This window comes from Streptomyces sp. NPDC060366 (assembly GCF_042725135.1).
Lineage (GTDB): Bacteria > Actinomycetota > Actinomycetes > Streptomycetales > Streptomycetaceae > Streptomyces.
This window is the reverse complement of the sequence record NZ_JBHXDC010000010.1, coordinates 223,431-239,859: the sequence shown is the minus strand read 5'-3', so window position 1 is coordinate 239,859 and position 16,429 is coordinate 223,431. Positions and strand designations below refer to the sequence as shown.

Below are 16,429 nucleotides of genomic sequence, written 5' to 3'. Positions count from 1 at the left end.
ACGGCCGAACCATGGCTTTCAGTCGTGGTGCCGCGTCGGTGGCGTACCGCATCCCCAGTGCGCGGACGGCGCCGGATACCGGGCGAACTGTCTAGGCATGTCGGGTGCTCCTGAGATCGACGCGAACTTGATGCGTCAACATCTACACCCTTCGACTTGAAGCGTCAACAACTTGCTACTGTTGACCCATGTCAGACACCACAGCGGGAGGCAAGGGGCGACGCCGCGGCCGGGCGCGGGAAGAGCCGGCAGCCGGCGAGCCCGCACCTGCCGTAGAAGCAGAAGGGGCTGGTGCGGCGGAGCCCACCGGACCGGCTGCCGCGACGCGATGGCTGAGCAGCGAGGAGCGGGAGGCGTGGCTCGCCAACTCCGCGATCATGATCAGCTTGCCGGCCGCCCTGGACGCACGGATGCAGCGCGAGACCCGGCTGACCTTCTTCGAGTACATGGTGCTCTCGGTCCTGTCCGAGGAGCCGGCGCGCACCCTCCAGATGAGCGATCTGGCGGCGCGAACGTCGGCATCGCTGTCACGCTTGTCGCATGTCGTCGGCCGGTTGGAGAAGCGCGGGCTGCTCGCACGGGCCCGGATCCCCGGCCCCGGCAGACGCACCAACACGACACTGACCGAGGCCGGTTTCGAGGAGGTCGTGGCAGCGGCACCAGGACACGTCGCCGCGGTCCGCGAGTATCTGATGGACGAGCTCGAGCCTCACGAACTGTCGACACTGCGCCGCATCGGCGCCGCGGTCGATGCCGCGATCAAGCGAGGGAAACTCGACGCGGCCTCTGCGGCGCCGACCACTCCCGAGACATTAGCCCCGACTCGCACGCCCCCGGACACGGAAGCCGGTGGGCCGACAACTGACAGCCCCCCAGGAGACGTCCACGGTCCATGACGCACCCGAGCCCCGCTCCGGGCCCGCCCGACCGGTCGTAGTACGGCCGCGACGCCTGGTTCGCGGCGGCGGCGGTCATCGCGGTCGATGTGCGGTGCTCGGACCCCGACGACCCGCCTTTCATATGCCGGATCAGTCGCAGACCTGATCCGTCCTGCTTCCCGGCGGAGCCAGAGACTTCTCCCCCGGCGAGAGGCCACGCCCCGCCACCACGCACAGTTTCTCCAGCCATTTCTCCGGATCCAGTTCGAGGATGTGGCCTGCCGACCCGTCCACCAGACCCATGAACTCGCCGTCCTCGGTCAGATCGGCGGTGGCGTCGTACCCCGGTGTGAAGTGATAGCGCTCGATGCCACTGCGAACATCCCAGGTGGTGTACTCGTTCAGCGTGCTCTGGGTGCTCAGGGTGGACTCCGAGGCGAAGGCGCCGAGCCACTGGACACCCTGATACGCCAGCGGCTCGAGCCACCTCTCCTCGCCCTCCTTGTCCATGTCCCACACCCGTACGCCGCCGTCATAGGTCAGCACCGCAAGGAGCCGTCCCGTCGGGTCGAAGCCCAACTGCTTGACGGCGCCGGGCCCCTTGAGGTCGATCGAATCGGCCTCCCGGCCTTCTTCGAAGTCCCAGATCACGATGTCGTATTTCCCGGCGGGTGTGCGTACCGCCGCCTGCCCGTGACCCGGGCGCGCCACCGCCCATGTGCCGGCGGCCGCGAACGAGACCTCGACCGACTCCTGGGCCCTGGGCCGGTAGGCCGTACCCGCTTCCCGGCCCCGCGCAAGGTCCCATCGCACGACGTACGACAATGCCGAGATCACCACATGGTCCGGGCCGTCGAAGGTGATGTTGACCCACGCCGGTGTGCGCCCGGAGCGCGGGTCCGGGCCTGTGGGGTCGATGTTCGGCGGTCGTGGCAGATCGATCCGGTCCAGCTCTTTCAGCGTGCTCCCGCCCATCTCCCAGACGAGGACGGTGCGGCCGTCCTCCGCCGGCGTGAGGACCCGTCTGCCGTCCGGGCTGTAGGCGCTGTACAGGCCGGCCAGCGGACGGGACGGCCGCACCGCCGCCAGCATTTTGTGCGTACGCAGGTCCCACAGCCGCAGCCCTTTGCCGTCGGCGTCGACGCTGATGACGCGGTTGTGGTCTGCGTCCACGGTCCTGATCCGGGCGGTGAGCATCGCGCCGTCGAACGTGGACGGTTCCGGAACACGCGCCACCATCACCGTCGCCCCGACACCGACCGCGGCCCGGAGCTTCTCAGGCGGCCCGGTGAGTGCCACGGCGGGCATCTGCGAGCTGCCGGTGAATGTCTCGTCCTGCTGTGCGGGCGCGGGCAGGTCAAGGGTGGCAGGGCGCCCCTCGACCAGGTCCAGGACCAGGAACCGGAACCTGCCGAACGAGGTACCGAAGCGCTGCACCGGGTTGATGAGGAAGCGACCGGACCGGTCCAGGCGTGGCACGAACAGCGGGCAGACGAGGCCCAGTTCCCGCGTGCTGTACTGATGGCGCACTTTCGGCCCACCGGTCAGGTCCCAGGACTCCAGGAGCCCTTCCGGGGTGCACCGCACGAGCGTCCGGCCGTCGCCGCTCACCGTGACGGCGCCGGTCCGGTCCGTTCCCCACACGGCAGAGTCCGGTCGGCCGTTGCCGAGGCTCCAGCGAACCAGGCGACCCTCGGCCCCTTCGGCCGCGCCTTCCTGAGTGATCCGGCCGATCACTGTTCCCTCGGGACCGAACCACGCCTCGGCCGTCTCCCATCCCTCCGGTGCGCGCAGCGTCTTGCCCACGCGCCGGCCGCTCTCGGACTCCCAGGCCAGGACCCCTTCGCCGGGCAGTGCCGCGAGCACTCTGCGCCCGGTGCCGTCGAAGCGGAGGTCGACGGCGGCACGAGCGTTCTCCCGTACGGCGTCACCGTCCCGCAGGACCACCGTGCGCCAGTCGCCCCCGGCCCCGGCTTCCGTGGAGATTCCCAGGGACACCTTCCCGTTGACGGACGCCCGCGCGGAGATGCGCCCGTCAGGCGAGAGCGTGACGATCCTCGATCCTGTCGGCAGACCGCGCTCGTGCACCTCATCCGTGCCGAGCGTCAGACCGGCGGCGTCTCCGGAGGTCATGCCGACATTGATCCGCCTGCCGTCCTCGCTCATCGCGACATCACGGACGGGAGCGTGGTTGTCCCACACGACCCGCTCCACGTGCCGCAGCCGCAGATACTGCCTGATCAACGCGCTGCGGGCCTCCGGTTCCTGAGCCGTCCGATACGCCGCCCCCGAGAGCAGCGCCGACGTCACCATCGACACATCGTCGAGTTGCTCGGCTCGCACCGCCAATTGCTCGGACGCCGCCCGCCGCAGTTGCCCGTCCAGCTCCGCGTTACGCAACAAGAAGAGCCCGGAGGCGACCACCGCGAGCACCGTCAGGACTGCGAGTCCGCCGATGAACCACCGCTTCTGCCGCACCCGCCGCCGGACACGCTCCTCCTGCGCCGCCCGCCTCCTGGCCGAGCGGTCGATGAACTGCCGTTCCGTGTCGCTCAGTTCGGGCCCCCGAAGGGCCGCCCACTGTTCCGCCTCCGTGAGCCGCTCACGCTCCAGGAGCTGCCCACGCTCCACGTCGTGCCGCAGCTCCGCCCGCCAGGCCAGGAACTTCCGGTCCTGCCGTACCCGCGCCTCAAGCCGCTTCCAGGCGCCGATCAGTGCCTCGTGGGCGAGTTCGACGGTCGCGGCCTCCCCGTCACCGCCGCGCAGTACGAGCAGCCGCCGCTCGGCGAGCGCGGCCGCGATCCGCCACCGCCCCGCACCGGCCTCCTCCCGGCTCAGGGCGTTGCGTATCGGAGCCTCGCCGCCGGGCAGGAACCGGACGAGATCGGTGAGCAGCCGCATGGCCTCCGTCTCGTCGGCCTCGCGGACGCACTGCCGCCAGACGGTCTCGGCGTACCGCCCCAACGCACCCTGAACGCCGCCGACTTCACGGTACGTATCGAATCTCAGCCGTCCCGCGGCCTGCCCGTCCCACAGCTGCGCCAAGACGAAGCCGAGCAGTGGCAGCGCGCCGGGGCCGTCCCCCGCGTCGTCGAGCATCCGCTCAACGAGCCCGTCGTCGTACGTCACGGCAGGTGTGACCTCGAGCGGGCTGCGGATCACCTGCTCCAGCTGTGCACGGGACATCGGAGCGAGCAGCCGCACCTGGCCGCGGCCGAGTGCCGGGCCGAGCAGCGGATGATTGAGGGCCGTGTCCGTGAAGTCCGACCTGAGGGTGACGCACACCCGCAGTCCGTCAGGCTGGTGCGCGGGAAACAGCAGTCTGACGGCCTCCTCGACCTCGCGGTCCGGTCCGGCGAGCAGCTCCTCACCTTGATCGAGCAGGACGAGCAGCCGCCGCTCCCCCTCACCGCCGGTCATGCGCAGGGCGTCCATGAGACCGCGCTCCGCGAGGAGATCCTCCAGCTGCCGCACCTCCTGTGCCCTCGCGGCTCCGCGCAGCCGGGGACGTACGGCGGTAACGAGCTCCGAGGCGAGCGCCGCCCGCAGAGAGGTGCCCTCACCGGGGCGCACCACCAGGACGACATGGCCCCGCTCGCGCATCTGCGGCGCCACGCCCGCGCGGACGAGTGAGGACTTGCCGCAGCCGGAGGGACCGACGAGGGTGACACATGGGTGAGAGCCGACGAGCAGGGCGGTGACGTCGTCGATGTCGTCCTGCCGCCCGAAGTAGACGTCCGCGTCGGCCTCTTGGAAGGTGGACAGGCCGCGGAACGGCGACGCGGGGCGGACCACAGGCGCCAGTTCGGGCAGTTCGGCGACCAGCGTGCGGGTGGGTATCAGAAAGCTCTGCTGGACCCCGCCGGGCTGGACCACGACGACCATGCCGGTCACGGCCCGCAACTGTTCGTCCCAGACCGGGCTGCCGCTGAACCCCTTCTCGACGGGTATGCCGTGCGGATCCGCCTGCGACAGCTGGACCCAGCCCTCGGCGGTGCCACCGCGCAGCCGTCCGTGGTGCCAGACCCCGCCCGGGGAACGGCGCGGGAAGCCCGGCACGCGTACGTCGTGGCCCCACACCCGTTCGGTGTCGGCCATGTTCACCGGGCGGGCCCCGGGGATCGCCGTACGCAGCCGGAGGACCGCGATATCGCCGGTCTGGTCCGCCCTTACCGGCACCCAGCGCTCGACCTCCGCCGCGCCGCCGCCCTCGGCGAAGGGCAGATCGACGAAGACCTCGGTGCCCGCCGCCACCTCCTCCTCGCGGGGCCGGTCGAGGGCGTCGTTCACCACGTGGGCGCAGGTCAACACCATTTGCGGGGCGACGAGAAACCCGGCGCCCGCGAGTTCACCGTCGAGGCCCTTGACCCGGACCACGGCAGCGGCCAGTGCCTCCTCGGGGCTCCGTGACCCGGCCCCCGCGCCCCTCCCCGCAGCCGTCACCCCGTCCTCCGCCCCTTGGGTCAACTCACCTGCCCAGTATTGCCGTTGGCGTCCGCGCGGTCACTTCTGTTCCAGGTCAGGGTGACGGCGAAGTTGGCCGCTGTCGCGGTGCTGGCGATCACGACATCCGCCTCGGCGGACAGGGAGACGCCGAATTCGAGAGTCAGCTCGTCCGGCGGGTTCACCATCCCGCGGAACCGCCCCACGAAGCTCTCCGCCACGGGCCGCACCGTGTCCAGCATCTGCCCAAGCGACCGCTCGGCCCGCGCCACGGTCCGGCCACCGCGACCGACCCGGATGAGACTCTCGTCCACCTCGCGAATCTGCACCCGCACCACATCGTCGCCACCATCGTTCAACGGCACTTCAACGGTGTGCACAGGACGATTGGTCATGACAGTTCTCCTTCACTCCGGCACAGGGTGCGGTGATCGTAACGGGCCCTGCGTGAAGGCAGGTTGAGAAGGGCGCGAACCGCCTCTCCCCAACTCCGGTACCACCGCGTCAACTTGCCCGGCCGCTCGGCGGGACCTGGAGCCGATACGCACCCGGGGATCACCAATGGGGAAGCACGGGTACTCACGCCAGGTCCGCTGAGCCTCGCCTGTCTTCAACGTGGACGACGTGAAGTTCAGTGCCGTCCAGGTGGCGCTTGGAGCGTCCGAGCAACCCGACAGCGATCTCCGACTGATCCTGAGGCTCGTCAGGGCCGACACAGGGTGTTGGCCAGCAGTCGGCCGGGGCGACCATCCGTCGGGTCCGGGATTGCTCTGCGAGCGTCAGGTGGTCACAGGTCGGCCGGGTGCCAGGAAGCCGGAATCACGTCCGCTTCTCTCAGGTCCGACCACAGCCGGGCGGGGATGGGGCGTGCGAGCAGGGTGGCCGACTCCTCGATCTCTTCCGGTGAGCGGGCTCCCACGACGATGGCGGTCACGGCGGGGTGTCCGAAAGGGAATTGCAGCGCGGCCGCCCTCGGGGGGACTCCGTGGCGTGCGCACACCTCGTGGATGGTTCTCAGCCGGGCCGCCAACGCCGGCGCGAGGTTCTCCTGCCCGTGCGGTGCGCCCGGCCCGGGGTCGGCGAGTAGTCCGCCCTGAAGGACACCGGCGGCCAGGACCGCCACGCCGCGTTCTTGGCACAGGGGCAGCAGTTCGTTGAGGCCTGACTGGTCGAGAAGGGTCCATCGCCCGGCAAGCATCACACAGTCGAGGCCGGGCGCGGGAACCTCGCGGAGGAAACGCGCGGCGACGTCGGCGTGGTTCACGCCGAGCGACACGGCGCGGATGACACCGGCGCGACGCAGGTCGTCCAGTGCGTGGTAGGCGTCGCCGACGGAGCGGGGGAAGTCCTGCTCGGGGTCGTGGATGTGGAGCACGTCGACTCTGTCCAGGCCCAGCCGCTCCAGGCTCTCCTTCAGCGAACGGACGACGCCCTTGTGGGAGTAGTCCAGGCGTACGCCGAGGCCCGGGGGCGGATCGGCCCAGATCGGCTGAGTGTCCGGTCCGCCCGGTTCGACGAGCCGCCCGACCTTGGTGCACAGCACATACGCGTCGCGCGGTTCGTCGCGCAGGGCTGTGCCGGTACGGGTTTCGGAGAGCCCGTACCCGTAGACGGGCGCGGTGTCGAACAGCCGTACGCCGAGCTCTCTCGCACGGCGGACGGTCGCCAGAGCCTGTTCCTGGGGCACGGACCGGAAGAGTCCCCCGATGGAGGCCAGCCCGAGACCGAGCCGGCTGACCGTCAGACCGGTCCGGCCCAGCGGAACCAAGTCCTCAGCACGCATGAAACTCCTCACTGGTCGGCACCGGCCTTGCAGTTCAAGCCGTACGGAGGCTGGAAAGGCCCCGCTGAAGAGAGACGTCCGGGGTCTGTCGGCACGTGCGGCTGGGGCCGGATCATGTGTCGGCAAGTCCCCTGCCCCCGGTCAGTCTCGGCAAATGCAGAAGGGATGACCAGCCGGATCAGTGAGAACGCGCGCCTTGGTCGCGTCATGAGGCTGGTGGTCCGGCTTGCCCGCGCCCAGCTCCAGTAGCCGGGCCTCGGCCTCGTCGAGATCCAGGACATCGAAGCAGAGGTGCAGCTGTTGGGGAACCGTCTGCTCGGGCCAGCGCGGAGCCCGGTAGCCGTCGACGCGCTGAAAACCGATGAAGACGCCGTCTTCACGGTTGAGAGCCGCGAAGTCGCCGTCCGACTTCAAGTGGGGTTCGAGGCCGGTGGCCTGCTGATAGAACGCCGCCAGGGCCAACGGATCAGGGCAGTCGAGTGTTATCGCGCTCAGCTTCATCTGCAGGGGCATGACACCTCCGGGGTCGGCGACCGGACTTCCACAATGAACATCCTAGAGACGGCTGCCCACGGATGAGTGGGGCAGAGGCCGCCACAGTGGCTCCTCAGGCGTACAGATCGACGGGACGCCGCCGGCACGCTGGTATGTGCCACCAACAATTCCTGCAAGGCAGGTCATCAACGACGTCAACCTCTTCAGTGCCAAGCTCCAGGAGTGGGAGGACCACTTCGATTACGATCACCCTCGCCGGCCGGACACTCTACGAACGACTCCGACAGAAAGCGTTTTGGGACCGGAGAGACCAGAAGGTGAGTGAGGTGCACAGACAAACCCCTCTACGCCGAGCGCTCGCGCTCGTAGCAGGAGTGGCGCTGGTACTCATCGGTATCGCACTGCTCGTTCTGCCCGGGCCGGGCCTGCTGCTCGTACTCGCTGGGCTGCTGGTCCTCTCTGATCAGTTCCCTGCCGCGGCTCGCTACGTCGACCCGGTACGGGAGCGCGCCATGCGCGCGGCCAGGGAAAGCGTCGCCTCCGCGCTTCGGATCACCGGAGCCGCCCTCACCGCGGCGGCCCTCCTGGCGGCCGGCCTGTTCTGGGGCCTGATGCCTGAATTGCCCTTCGGTGGCTGGCCCACCGGTGCCGGGTTGATTCTGTCGAGTCTGCTCCTCGTCGCCCTGTTGGTGTACAGCTACCGCACGACGCGTGGCAGCCGCCGCAGTTAGCAGCCGGCGGAGGGGGCGGCCACGGCGGCGACGGGCCGGCACCGTGCAGGCGGCTTGTCGGGGCTTCCCCCGGCAGGCATGGCGAAGCCGGGAACGGAACGGTGACCGTCCTTGTGCGAGAGATGCGCCGGTAGGCCAAGCGTCAGGTGCGCCTCTTGCGGAACTTGTCCGGAGAAGCCCCGTCAGCCGACATGCGCGGCCGCCCGGCTTGAGCTATCACCCCTCTGGCTGCGGAGCAGGGGCCAACTTCGGAGTCTTCCCATACGTTCGCCATAGTTGATCATTCCGGGGAAGGATGCCTGATGGATCTCCAGTTGAGCGGTAAGGTCGCCGTCGTCACCGGGGCCAGCAAGGGCATCGGCCTGGCCATCGTCGAGGCGTTCGGTCGTGAAGGCGTACGCGTCATTGCCGGCAGTCGCACCACCACATCCGAGCTCGAAGCCCTGCGTGGCACCTACGACGTCACCGTCGTCAACGTCGACCTGTCTCAGCCAGAGGGGCCGGCCTCACTCGTGCAGCATGCTGTCGACCAGCACGGGACGATCGACATTCTGGTCAACAACGTAGGAGTCGGCGGTCCCCGTTCCGGCTTCCTGGACGTGGACGATGCCGAGTGGCAGCACGTCTTCGACCTCAACCTGTTCTGCGCAGTCCGTGCCAGCCGGGCAGCACTGCCCCATCTGCTCAAAACCGGCAATGGCTCAATCGTCAACATCACCTCCATCAACGCCCGTCTCCCGTTCCCCATGGTCGTGGACTACTCGGCGGCCAAGGCCGGCCTGGCCTGTCTGACCAAGTGCCTTTCCGAGGAGTTCGCACCCCGCGGCGTACGCGTCAACGCTGTCGCTCCCGGCCCTGTCCGCACTCCTTTCTGGACTGCCCCGGGCGGTTTCGCCGATGCCGCAGCGTCCGCGGCCGGCACCACTGCTCAGGAAGCCGTCGACGAGGTCGTGCCCCGCAACATGGGCATCTCCACCGGGCGCTTCACCGAGGCCCGCGAAGTCGCCGACCTGACCGCCTTCCTCGCCTCACCGCGAGCCGCGAACATCACCGGCTCCGAATTCGCTGTCAACGGCGGCCAGCTCAAGACCGTCTGAACCTCACGGCCATAACAGCGAGTCACGCCCCAGGGACACCTCCGGCTTCGCCGGCCCGCCGTACGCGAGCACTATGCCGGTCCCTCTCGACGGGACGGCGGGCTTACTCCATCATGACTGTCATGGCCACGACACGAAGCTTGGGTATCGCGCTGTCCCTGACCGCTGCCCTCGCCCTGATCTCCACCGGCTCCGCCCAGGCGGAGCCGACCGTGCCGGAACACGCCGTCATCGTCTGCGACAGCGCCAGCTTCTACGCGAACTACGACAGCTCCTCCGGACCGGTCGGACTCAAACGGACCCTCCCGCGCGGCGACAAGGTCGGACACACCCGCGGCGCCCACCCCGTCTACAACGGGTGGGCTGCCACCTTCGACTTCGGCCCCAACGACTGGGGCTTCGTCAGGCAGGAATGCCTGGGCGGTTTCGGATCCTGGTGACCCCGCAACTCACACCCGCGAAGGACCGCCCATGACCCGCACCAGCAGGCGCATCACCCTCATCCTGGCCCTGACCGCCGCCATGGCCGCCCTGACCACCAACCCCGCCACCGCGGCCAACGGCACCGCGGGGCAACGCGAAACCGTCTGCGCCCAAGACCTCGCAGTCCGGGTCACCGCCCCCCACGGAGCCTGGATGGGCACCCTGTTCCGCGGTCAGACCTTCCTCGTCGAACAGGCGGGCGGAGAGTGGGTCTACGGCTTCGCCTACGGCGACATCAACCGCCGGGGCTGGGTCCAGAACGGCTGGTTCTGCTGACTCCGCCACCCTGGCGCTCCGGAGAGGACTCGGTCCGCCGGAGCGCTGTGTGCTGACAGCATGTCCGCCAGAGCTATCCCGTTGGGCCTCCAAAGCCTCGTCCGGCAGACGGAAAAAACTGAGCCATTCGGACCGGAAGCAAGATCGGTCGGCCGAAGCGGAGCCGGAGAGCCCTCGCTGGCGTCCTTCTCAGCAGGTACCACCACGCAGAGAGGGAGGCCCGATGGATCAGCGAACGTCCGACCGGAACGCCGGCGCGACCACCGAGTTCGAGAGGGACGTCGTCCAGCTGTTGCTGGAGACGATGAGCAAGGTGGCCAAGGAGGAACGCGAGGACGTCGGTACGGAGAGCCTGCTGAACGCGCTCGTGTCGGGTGACTCGGCCGCGGGTTCCGCGATCGCCCCCGGAATGAGGGCCTCAGGCTCGCTCGCTGGTTCGATCGGGTGCCGGGGGACATCCGTGTGGGTCAGTGACGACGCGGGTGACGGCGCAGAGGGAGCCCCGGACGACGAGCGGGAGATCGACGCGTTGTGGCGGGAGGTCAGGCAGGAGGAGGCCAAGAGGCTGCGCTGGAAGAATCGGAAGAAGAAGGACGAGGAGCAGGAAAGCATTGAACTCCCGCCGATGACCGGTGCGTTGCGATCCTGCCTGGGCAAGGCGCTGGAGGCCGCACGGGAGGAGGGCACCCTTTCGGTGCGTGTCAGCCATGTGGCGCGCGCACTGGTCGAGCTGCCTGATACGCGTGCCCGCGAGGCCATGCAGGTGGAGAAGCTGGACGTCCCCGCCGCCGCGACCGCGCTCGACGCGTTGCGGGGCAGCGACGAAGCACCTGAGTCCGGCACGGTGTTGGTGCTGCGCAAGGCGGGGACGTTCGGGAAGAGCGGTAATCCGCTGACCCGGAAGTTCACCGCCTGGGTCTTCGGGGGCGGCGCGGGGTTCGGCTCCGCGGTCGTGGGTGTGGTGCGCTCGGAGGCACAACGGAGTGCGGTACGGCGCGGGGCGCCGAAGACGGAACCCGTCGATGTGCTGCTGGGCATCCTGGCGCTGGACCGGTCGTTGAGCGTGTCGCGGCGTGAGCTGCCCGAGCAGTTGACGGGAGCGAACCGGGGGGCGGAACTCCTGCGCCGATACGGCGCACGGCAGGATGCTGTCGCCCGAGTGCTGCTTCCCTCCACCGGGGTCGCCGAGGAGGAGCCCGCGGAGGTCGACGGCACCGCCGACTTCGACCGGCGTCTCCTGCACGTCACTCAGCTCACCGCCTCCGCCCAGGACTCGCCCACGGTCGGCACGACCCACCTGCTGGCCGCGCTGTTGGACAAGACCGGGACGAACGCGGAGTCCGCGGCGGAGATCGAGCGTGTTCTGACCGAGAGCGGTGTGGACGTCGCCGGGCTGCGGGCGGAGCCGGAGCTCCAGGTCCCAGGAGGAGCGGCACGAGCTGCCTGAGGCCGCAGCGGTCCCCCATCACAGAGGAGACCATGAGCCCGGCGGCGTGACCGCGAAGGCGGATGCGCCGCGAGACCGCTGACGCCGTGGACCACGGCCGCTGGCCCTGCTGCCTGTGCCCCTCGTTCCGTGCGGGCACGGCGCAGGGCCGCCTCTCGGACGGTGTCGGCGTCGCGGCGGCGCATCGCACGGGTCTGCCGCTCCACCGCCGCCGACCCGCCGTACGGGTGTGCCGGCCGGGCGCGCCCTTCAACTGCGCCAACACGAGGTTGGGGCGGATCCGCCCCAAGCCGCTCCGCTCCGCGCCGCGCCGCGCCGACCAGGCCCCCCGTATGCGAATCACGCCGGTCACCGGCCCCGAGGGGCGGGCATCCGTGCGGCCGACTCGTCAACGCGCCCCCCTCAAGGCACCCCGTGCGTATCCGCTCGGCACAGCGACGACCATGGTGGCGGATCGGAGCGGGCACACCGGGCGACGCTGTCGAGCCCCAACCGAGTGAACCGCTGGTGAGCCCGCCCCGAGCCGCCTCCTCATCTCTGTCTCGGCGTCCTGGAGCCGGTCATCTGTCGCTCCACGAGCACCTGGAGGGTGAGGACCAGGGTCGTGATCCGCGTGCCGGGCAGCGTTCCGCAGCTGTCGTGCCCGGCGCGCACAGCTTCCTCGATGCCGGAGTCGGCACTCAAGAAGCCGGTTAGGCAGATCTCGCACTGCGTTTCGGCAACCCGGACCAGCCGGAGTTGGGCGCAGGCGGCGAGACCGCCCTGGAGGCGTTCTGCCGGGCCGCCGTCAACGGGGCCACCGCACCGCCGTTGCCCCTCGTAGGCGCGTCGGCGAGCGCTACGCGCCGGGCGACTCCGCCCGCCCGACCCCTAACGGTGCGGCAGGTGACCAGCTGGCCGGGCGCGACTATCCGATCCGGCTACTGATCGGGCTTGAATCTCAAGCCGCTTGAGATCGCATAGTGTGCGTCGTGGACATGAACGAGCTGTACCCCATCGGAGATGTCGCCCGGCGGACCGGCCTGAACGTCAGCGCCGTCCGGTACTACGCGGACGCCGGCGTCGTCACACCGGCCGCCAGCACCGCGGCCGGCCACCGTCTGTACGACGTGTCGGCCATCGCCCGGCTGGAACTGGTCCGGACGCTACGGGAACTCGACGCCGGCCTGGACGAGATCCGGCGGGTGCTGGCCGGCGAGGCGACGCTGCGCGAGCTGGCCGCCACCCACCTGGCCCTGCTGGCACGGCAGGAGGCGCGGCTGCGCAGCCGTCGCGCGGTGTTGTCGGCCATTCTGCGGCAGGACTCCACGGCCGAGCAGGTCACGCTCATGCACAAGCTGGCAGGCATGTCGGACGAGGAGCGTGACCGGCTGATCGACGAGTTCTGGACCGAGGTCTCCACCGGCTGGGAGCCGCCGGAGCGGATGGTCGAGTGGTGGCGGGCTGCCCGGCCGGAGCTGCCCGAAAATCCCACCGCGGCCCAGTTGGAGGCGTGGATCGAGCTGGCCGAGCTCATCCGGGACACCGAGGTCCGGCAGGCGGTGCGCCGTGAGCTGTACGAGGCGTGCACCACCGGGGCCGGGCCGCTGATGGGGCTTTCGCCGATGCTGGACGCCCTGGAGGCGGCCACGCCGATCGGCCAGGCGGTGATGGACGCGGCGCGGGAGCAGGTGCCGCCGGACTCGCCGCGGGGACGGGAGAACGCCGACCGGTGGATCGGGTGGCTGACCGGCATATTCGCGACACCGGACAGCCCCGGGATCCCGGACACGCCCGAGTTCCGGATCGAGACGGCCGACCACATGCTGGCGGGCGCGGAGTGGGACCGCACACCACCGGATCCGGAGGGACCGTTCGACCGGTACATGACGCTTGTCACCGCCGTGAACGACCTGCCGCCGGAACGGTTCCCATACGAGTGGCTGGCCGCGGCACTGCGTGCGTCCGCCCAACCGGTTCGCCAGGTGCCTGGTCCGAAATCCCTCTAAGACGTGACCACAGGCCGCAACACAGCCGGCCTCGCCGGCACCCTGGTGACGTCGTTGGTCCTCGGCCCCGACGGCCACACCCTCGCGACCGCGAGCCGTCCAAGGTGCGCTTCGGAAGACGCGACGCCTACGGGGGCAACCCCACAACACCCGCTCCCGGCAGGTCGGTTGACTTGGGGCACCTCGGGGTCGGGCACCTCCTCGCCGATGATCCGCGGGTGACGCGCACTCGGCACGATGAACTCCGTACGCAGCACAACGTCCACACCACAGCACACCACGGAGCATCCTTTGAGTACCCGCACCCGTACCCGCATGCGCACACGTCCCGCCGTCGGCCCGCCGCGCCCGCGGTGGCCGACGTGCCCGGCCCGCATGCCACGGCGGGCCGACCGGACGTGCCGAACGAGAAGGCACTGCGCGGGCTCCCCGGCAAGGACGCGACCGCCGCCCTCGTACGCGTCGGTGGCAGCGGCTCCTGGCACGGAAGCGCGTGGCGTACGCGACCTCCGCAGCGGCAGCAAGGCCCTGGAAAACGCCCGGTTCCGGGCAGGGTCCACCACCAAGGTGGTCACGTCCGCGCTCGTGTTGCAACTCGCGGCGGAGAGACGGGTGGACCTGGACGCCACCCTTCAGGAGTATCTGCCCGGTCTGCTGACCGAGGCCTTCGAGCCCATCACCGTAGGGCAGTTACTCACCTACACCAGCGGGCTCCAGGCCGGTTCCCTCTCGGCCCGGAGAATGCCGAGGGTTACGACAACCGGTTCAGGACGCTCACGCCCGAGGCCGTCGTCGCGGCCTCCGTCGACAAAGGCCCCGACCCGCGTATCCACGGCCCCCACAATCGTGGCTACCAGAAGCTGGCGGACGGCAGGCTCGTGGACGCCACCGCGTGGAACATGTCGGACCGGTGGGCGGCGGGCGACCTGATCTCCACCACCGAGGATCTGGAGAAGTTCCTCTTCGCGCTGTTCAGGGGCGAACTGGTGCCCCAACCCCTCCTGGACGCCGAGATGTTCACCATCCCGGACATCGAAGGGGCCGGGACCTCTCCCGTACGCTCGTCCACTCCGTCAACGCGACCGACGCCAAGGCCCAGAGTGTGAATCCGGTCGCCGAACGCATCCTGCACGCCACCTTTCTGGCCCCCGCCGACGAGAACCCCGCCGACACCCCGTAGGGCCTGTCGTTTGGATCAGGCCCTGGCCCTCAGGCGCGGAGCGCCTCGACCGCGTCGTCGAAGAGCCGCACGGGGTCGGCCGCTCCGTCGGATTCGCACCATGCGTCGACCGCCGCGTCGAGGCAGGCGAGTGCCGCCGCGACGAAGGCGCGGGCCCGGGGGTCCGGCGAGGCCGAGTCGGGCAGGCCGAGGCGGCGCTGGACGTCGGGGGCGAGCAGGACCTGCCAGCGCAGGTGCTTCTCCAGATGCCTCGCCCGCAACGAGGGCGCTTCGTGGTACATCCGGGCGACCGTGAGCCCGTCCGTCCCCATCTCCTTCTCCGTCCGGAGAGCGAGGAACGCCGCCCGGATCGCCGCCCAGGCCGACTCCTCCTCCGGACGCGCCTCCAACGCGGCGCGAACCGTCTCGCCGAGGGCCTCGGTGTCGCCGAGAACGAGGTCTTCCTTGCTGCCGAAGTAGTGGAAGAACGAGCGACGGGAGATGCCCGACGCCGTGGCGATCTGGTCGACCGTCGTCGCGTCGAAGCCGTTCTCCGCGAAGAGGCTCATCGCTGTTTCCGTGATCTCCGCCCGCACCGCACGTCGTGTGCGCTCACGAAGACTGAGTGATTCGGCCATTCGCCCAGCGTACGTCATTCGCACTTGGTTCGATTCTTGCACTCGGTGCAAGTACTTGCTTATGGTGCAGCCATGACTGCTATCAACTACGCGCACCAGACCACCGTCGTCACCGGCGCGAGTTCCGGTATAGGCGCGGCCTTCGCCCGCGAGGTCGCACGCCGCGGCTCCCACGTCGTGCTGGTGGCCCGGCGACTCGACCGCCTGGAGACGCTCGCCGCCGAACTCCGCGAGGCGCACGGCATCCGGGCCACCCCGATCGCCGTCGACCTCAGCGAGCCGAGGGCTGGCCGGGCACTCGCCGCCGCTCTGGCGGAGCGGAAGATATCCGCCACCGGCCTGGTGAACAACGCCGGATTCGCCACCGACAACGCCTTCCACAGCGAAGACCCCGAGCGCCTCACCGACGAGATCAACGTGAACGTGGCGAACCTCGTCGACATCACGCGCGCGCTCATCGAACCGCTGCGCTCCGCCGGCACCGACATCCTCGTCAATGTCGCGAGCATGGCGGCTTACACACCGGCCCCGGGCATGGCGGTCTACGCGGCGAGCAAGGCGTTCGTGCTCAACTTCACCGAGGCCCTGTGGTCCGAATCCCGCGGAACCGGCCTGCGGGTCCTCTGCCTCGCACCCGGCCTCACCCGCACCGAGTTCTTCGACTCTCTCAGCGGCGGCACCTACAAGGGCAGGTACCAGACCCCGGAGCAGGTGGTCAGGACCGCCATGCGGGTGCTCGACCGCGGCCGGCGTCCGAGCGTGGCGTCAGGGCGGCTCAACGCGTTCACCACGACGCTTCCCCGTCTCCTCACCCGACGGCGCTCAGCGATCATCAGCGGCGCGATCTCGGCCCGATCGGGCGCCGCACGGGTTACAGGCCGGGACTCGTCCGCATCGCCGGGGGCCCGGAGTCGTTGAGTTCGAGGGGGAGGGGGATGGCCGCCGGAGTACGTCTGCCGCACTCCGAACCGATGAGGAGAGAACCATTTCAATTCCCCGTTTCCTGGGCGC

At 69.7% G+C, this 16,429-nt stretch carries 14 protein-coding genes and 1 pseudogene; 9 read left to right on the top strand and 6 right to left on the bottom strand.

What is annotated here, in order from left to right; genetic code table 11:
- Positions 1-188: 188 nt before the first annotated feature.
- Positions 189-896, top strand: a complete 708-nt coding sequence (locus ACFWHU_RS24745) for a MarR family winged helix-turn-helix transcriptional regulator (protein WP_387227221.1) — start codon at positions 189-191, stop codon at positions 894-896.
- Between the two features lie 132 nt (positions 897-1,028).
- Here the strand turns inward: ACFWHU_RS24745 and ACFWHU_RS24740 are convergent, their stop codons facing one another.
- From ACFWHU_RS24740 to ACFWHU_RS24725, 4 genes are all read right to left on the bottom strand, one after another.
- Positions 1,029-5,321 carry a trypsin-like peptidase domain-containing protein gene (locus tag ACFWHU_RS24740; RefSeq protein WP_387227219.1) on the bottom strand — a complete coding sequence of 1,431 codons (4,293 nt, stop codon included), beginning with the start codon at positions 5,319-5,321 and terminating at the stop codon, positions 1,029-1,031.
- Positions 5,322-5,341: 20 nt separating this feature from the next.
- Positions 5,342-5,716: a CU044_2847 family protein gene (locus tag ACFWHU_RS24735; protein WP_387227217.1), complete on the bottom strand. Its 375-nt coding sequence runs from the start codon at positions 5,714-5,716 to the stop codon at positions 5,342-5,344.
- A gap of 392 nt (positions 5,717-6,108) precedes the next feature.
- Positions 6,109-7,104 (bottom strand): aldo/keto reductase, encoded by a 996-nt coding sequence (locus tag ACFWHU_RS24730; RefSeq protein ID WP_385792670.1) that lies wholly within the window; start codon positions 7,102-7,104, stop codon positions 6,109-6,111.
- Positions 7,105-7,245: 141 nt separating this feature from the next.
- Positions 7,246-7,617, bottom strand: a complete 372-nt coding sequence (locus tag ACFWHU_RS24725) for a VOC family protein (protein ID WP_387227214.1) — start codon at positions 7,615-7,617, stop codon at positions 7,246-7,248.
- Between the two features lie 308 nt (positions 7,618-7,925).
- Between ACFWHU_RS24725 and ACFWHU_RS24720 the strand changes: the two genes are divergently transcribed.
- The 5 genes from ACFWHU_RS24720 (at position 7,926) to ACFWHU_RS24700 (ending at position 11,633) form a co-directional block, all read left to right on the top strand.
- The gene (locus ACFWHU_RS24720) at positions 7,926-8,330 is read left to right on the top strand and encodes a PGPGW domain-containing protein (protein ID WP_385792673.1); all 405 of its coding nucleotides are present in this window, start codon (positions 7,926-7,928) and stop codon (positions 8,328-8,330) included.
- Positions 8,331-8,632: 302 nt separating this feature from the next.
- A complete protein-coding gene (locus ACFWHU_RS24715; protein ID WP_385792674.1) occupies positions 8,633-9,427 on the top strand; it encodes an SDR family NAD(P)-dependent oxidoreductase in 795 nt (264 codons plus the stop codon).
- A gap of 122 nt (positions 9,428-9,549) precedes the next feature.
- The gene (locus ACFWHU_RS24710) at positions 9,550-9,867 is read left to right on the top strand and encodes a hypothetical protein (RefSeq protein WP_387227211.1); all 318 of its coding nucleotides are present in this window, start codon (positions 9,550-9,552) and stop codon (positions 9,865-9,867) included.
- 31 nt (positions 9,868-9,898) lie between these two features.
- Complete coding sequence (locus ACFWHU_RS24705) at positions 9,899-10,186, top strand: hypothetical protein (RefSeq protein ID WP_385792676.1); 288 nt, start codon at positions 9,899-9,901, stop codon at positions 10,184-10,186.
- 223 nt (positions 10,187-10,409) lie between these two features.
- Complete coding sequence (locus ACFWHU_RS24700; RefSeq protein WP_387227209.1) at positions 10,410-11,633, top strand: Clp protease N-terminal domain-containing protein; 1,224 nt, start codon at positions 10,410-10,412, stop codon at positions 11,631-11,633.
- Positions 11,634-12,164: 531 nt separating this feature from the next.
- On the opposite strand, the gene ACFWHU_RS24695 is transcribed toward ACFWHU_RS24700, so the two are convergent.
- Positions 12,165-12,317 (bottom strand): hypothetical protein, encoded by a 153-nt coding sequence (locus tag ACFWHU_RS24695; RefSeq protein WP_385792679.1) that lies wholly within the window; start codon positions 12,315-12,317, stop codon positions 12,165-12,167.
- Between the two features lie 293 nt (positions 12,318-12,610).
- Between ACFWHU_RS24695 and ACFWHU_RS24690 the strand changes: the two genes are divergently transcribed.
- Together ACFWHU_RS24690 and ACFWHU_RS24685 are read left to right on the top strand one after the other, a co-directional pair.
- The gene (locus ACFWHU_RS24690; protein ID WP_387227284.1) at positions 12,611-13,621 is read left to right on the top strand and encodes a MerR family transcriptional regulator; all 1,011 of its coding nucleotides are present in this window, start codon (positions 12,611-12,613) and stop codon (positions 13,619-13,621) included.
- Between the two features lie 173 nt (positions 13,622-13,794).
- Positions 13,795-14,801: pseudogene (locus ACFWHU_RS24685) on the top strand (serine hydrolase domain-containing protein).
- Between the two features lie 29 nt (positions 14,802-14,830).
- On the opposite strand, the gene ACFWHU_RS24680 reads toward ACFWHU_RS24685, so the two are convergent.
- Positions 14,831-15,418, bottom strand: coding sequence for a TetR/AcrR family transcriptional regulator (locus ACFWHU_RS24680; RefSeq protein WP_385792680.1), 588 nt, complete (start codon positions 15,416-15,418; stop codon positions 14,831-14,833).
- Positions 15,419-15,490: 72 nt separating this feature from the next.
- Between ACFWHU_RS24680 and ACFWHU_RS24675 the strand changes: the two genes are divergently transcribed.
- On the top strand, positions 15,491-16,336 hold the full coding sequence (locus tag ACFWHU_RS24675; RefSeq protein WP_387227207.1) for an SDR family NAD(P)-dependent oxidoreductase: 846 nt from the start codon (positions 15,491-15,493) through the stop codon (positions 16,334-16,336).
- Positions 16,337-16,429: the final 93 nt, after the last annotated feature.

What these genes read in the sequence shown, in the direction of transcription:
- ACFWHU_RS24730 (WP_385792670.1), bottom strand. Translation starts at nt 7,104, where the DNA reads ATGCGTGCTGAGGACTTGGTTCCGCTGGGCCGGACCGGTCTGACGGTC.
- ACFWHU_RS24700 (WP_387227209.1), top strand. Translation starts at nt 10,410, where the DNA reads ATGGATCAGCGAACGTCCGACCGGAACGCCGGCGCGACCACCGAGTTC.
- ACFWHU_RS24680 (WP_385792680.1), bottom strand. Translation starts at nt 15,418, where the DNA reads ATGGCCGAATCACTCAGTCTTCGTGAGCGCACACGACGTGCGGTGCGG.
- ACFWHU_RS24715 (WP_385792674.1), top strand. Translation starts at nt 8,633, where the DNA reads ATGGATCTCCAGTTGAGCGGTAAGGTCGCCGTCGTCACCGGGGCCAGC.
- ACFWHU_RS24710 (WP_387227211.1), top strand. Translation starts at nt 9,550, where the DNA reads ATGGCCACGACACGAAGCTTGGGTATCGCGCTGTCCCTGACCGCTGCC.
- ACFWHU_RS24745 (WP_387227221.1), top strand. Translation starts at nt 189, where the DNA reads ATGTCAGACACCACAGCGGGAGGCAAGGGGCGACGCCGCGGCCGGGCG.
- ACFWHU_RS24690 (WP_387227284.1), top strand. Translation starts at nt 12,611, where the DNA reads ATGAACGAGCTGTACCCCATCGGAGATGTCGCCCGGCGGACCGGCCTG.
- ACFWHU_RS24675 (WP_387227207.1), top strand. Translation starts at nt 15,491, where the DNA reads ATGACTGCTATCAACTACGCGCACCAGACCACCGTCGTCACCGGCGCG.
- ACFWHU_RS24725 (WP_387227214.1), bottom strand. Translation starts at nt 7,617, where the DNA reads ATGCCCCTGCAGATGAAGCTGAGCGCGATAACACTCGACTGCCCTGAT.
- ACFWHU_RS24735 (WP_387227217.1), bottom strand. Translation starts at nt 5,716, where the DNA reads ATGACCAATCGTCCTGTGCACACCGTTGAAGTGCCGTTGAACGATGGT.
- ACFWHU_RS24705 (WP_385792676.1), top strand. Translation starts at nt 9,899, where the DNA reads ATGACCCGCACCAGCAGGCGCATCACCCTCATCCTGGCCCTGACCGCC.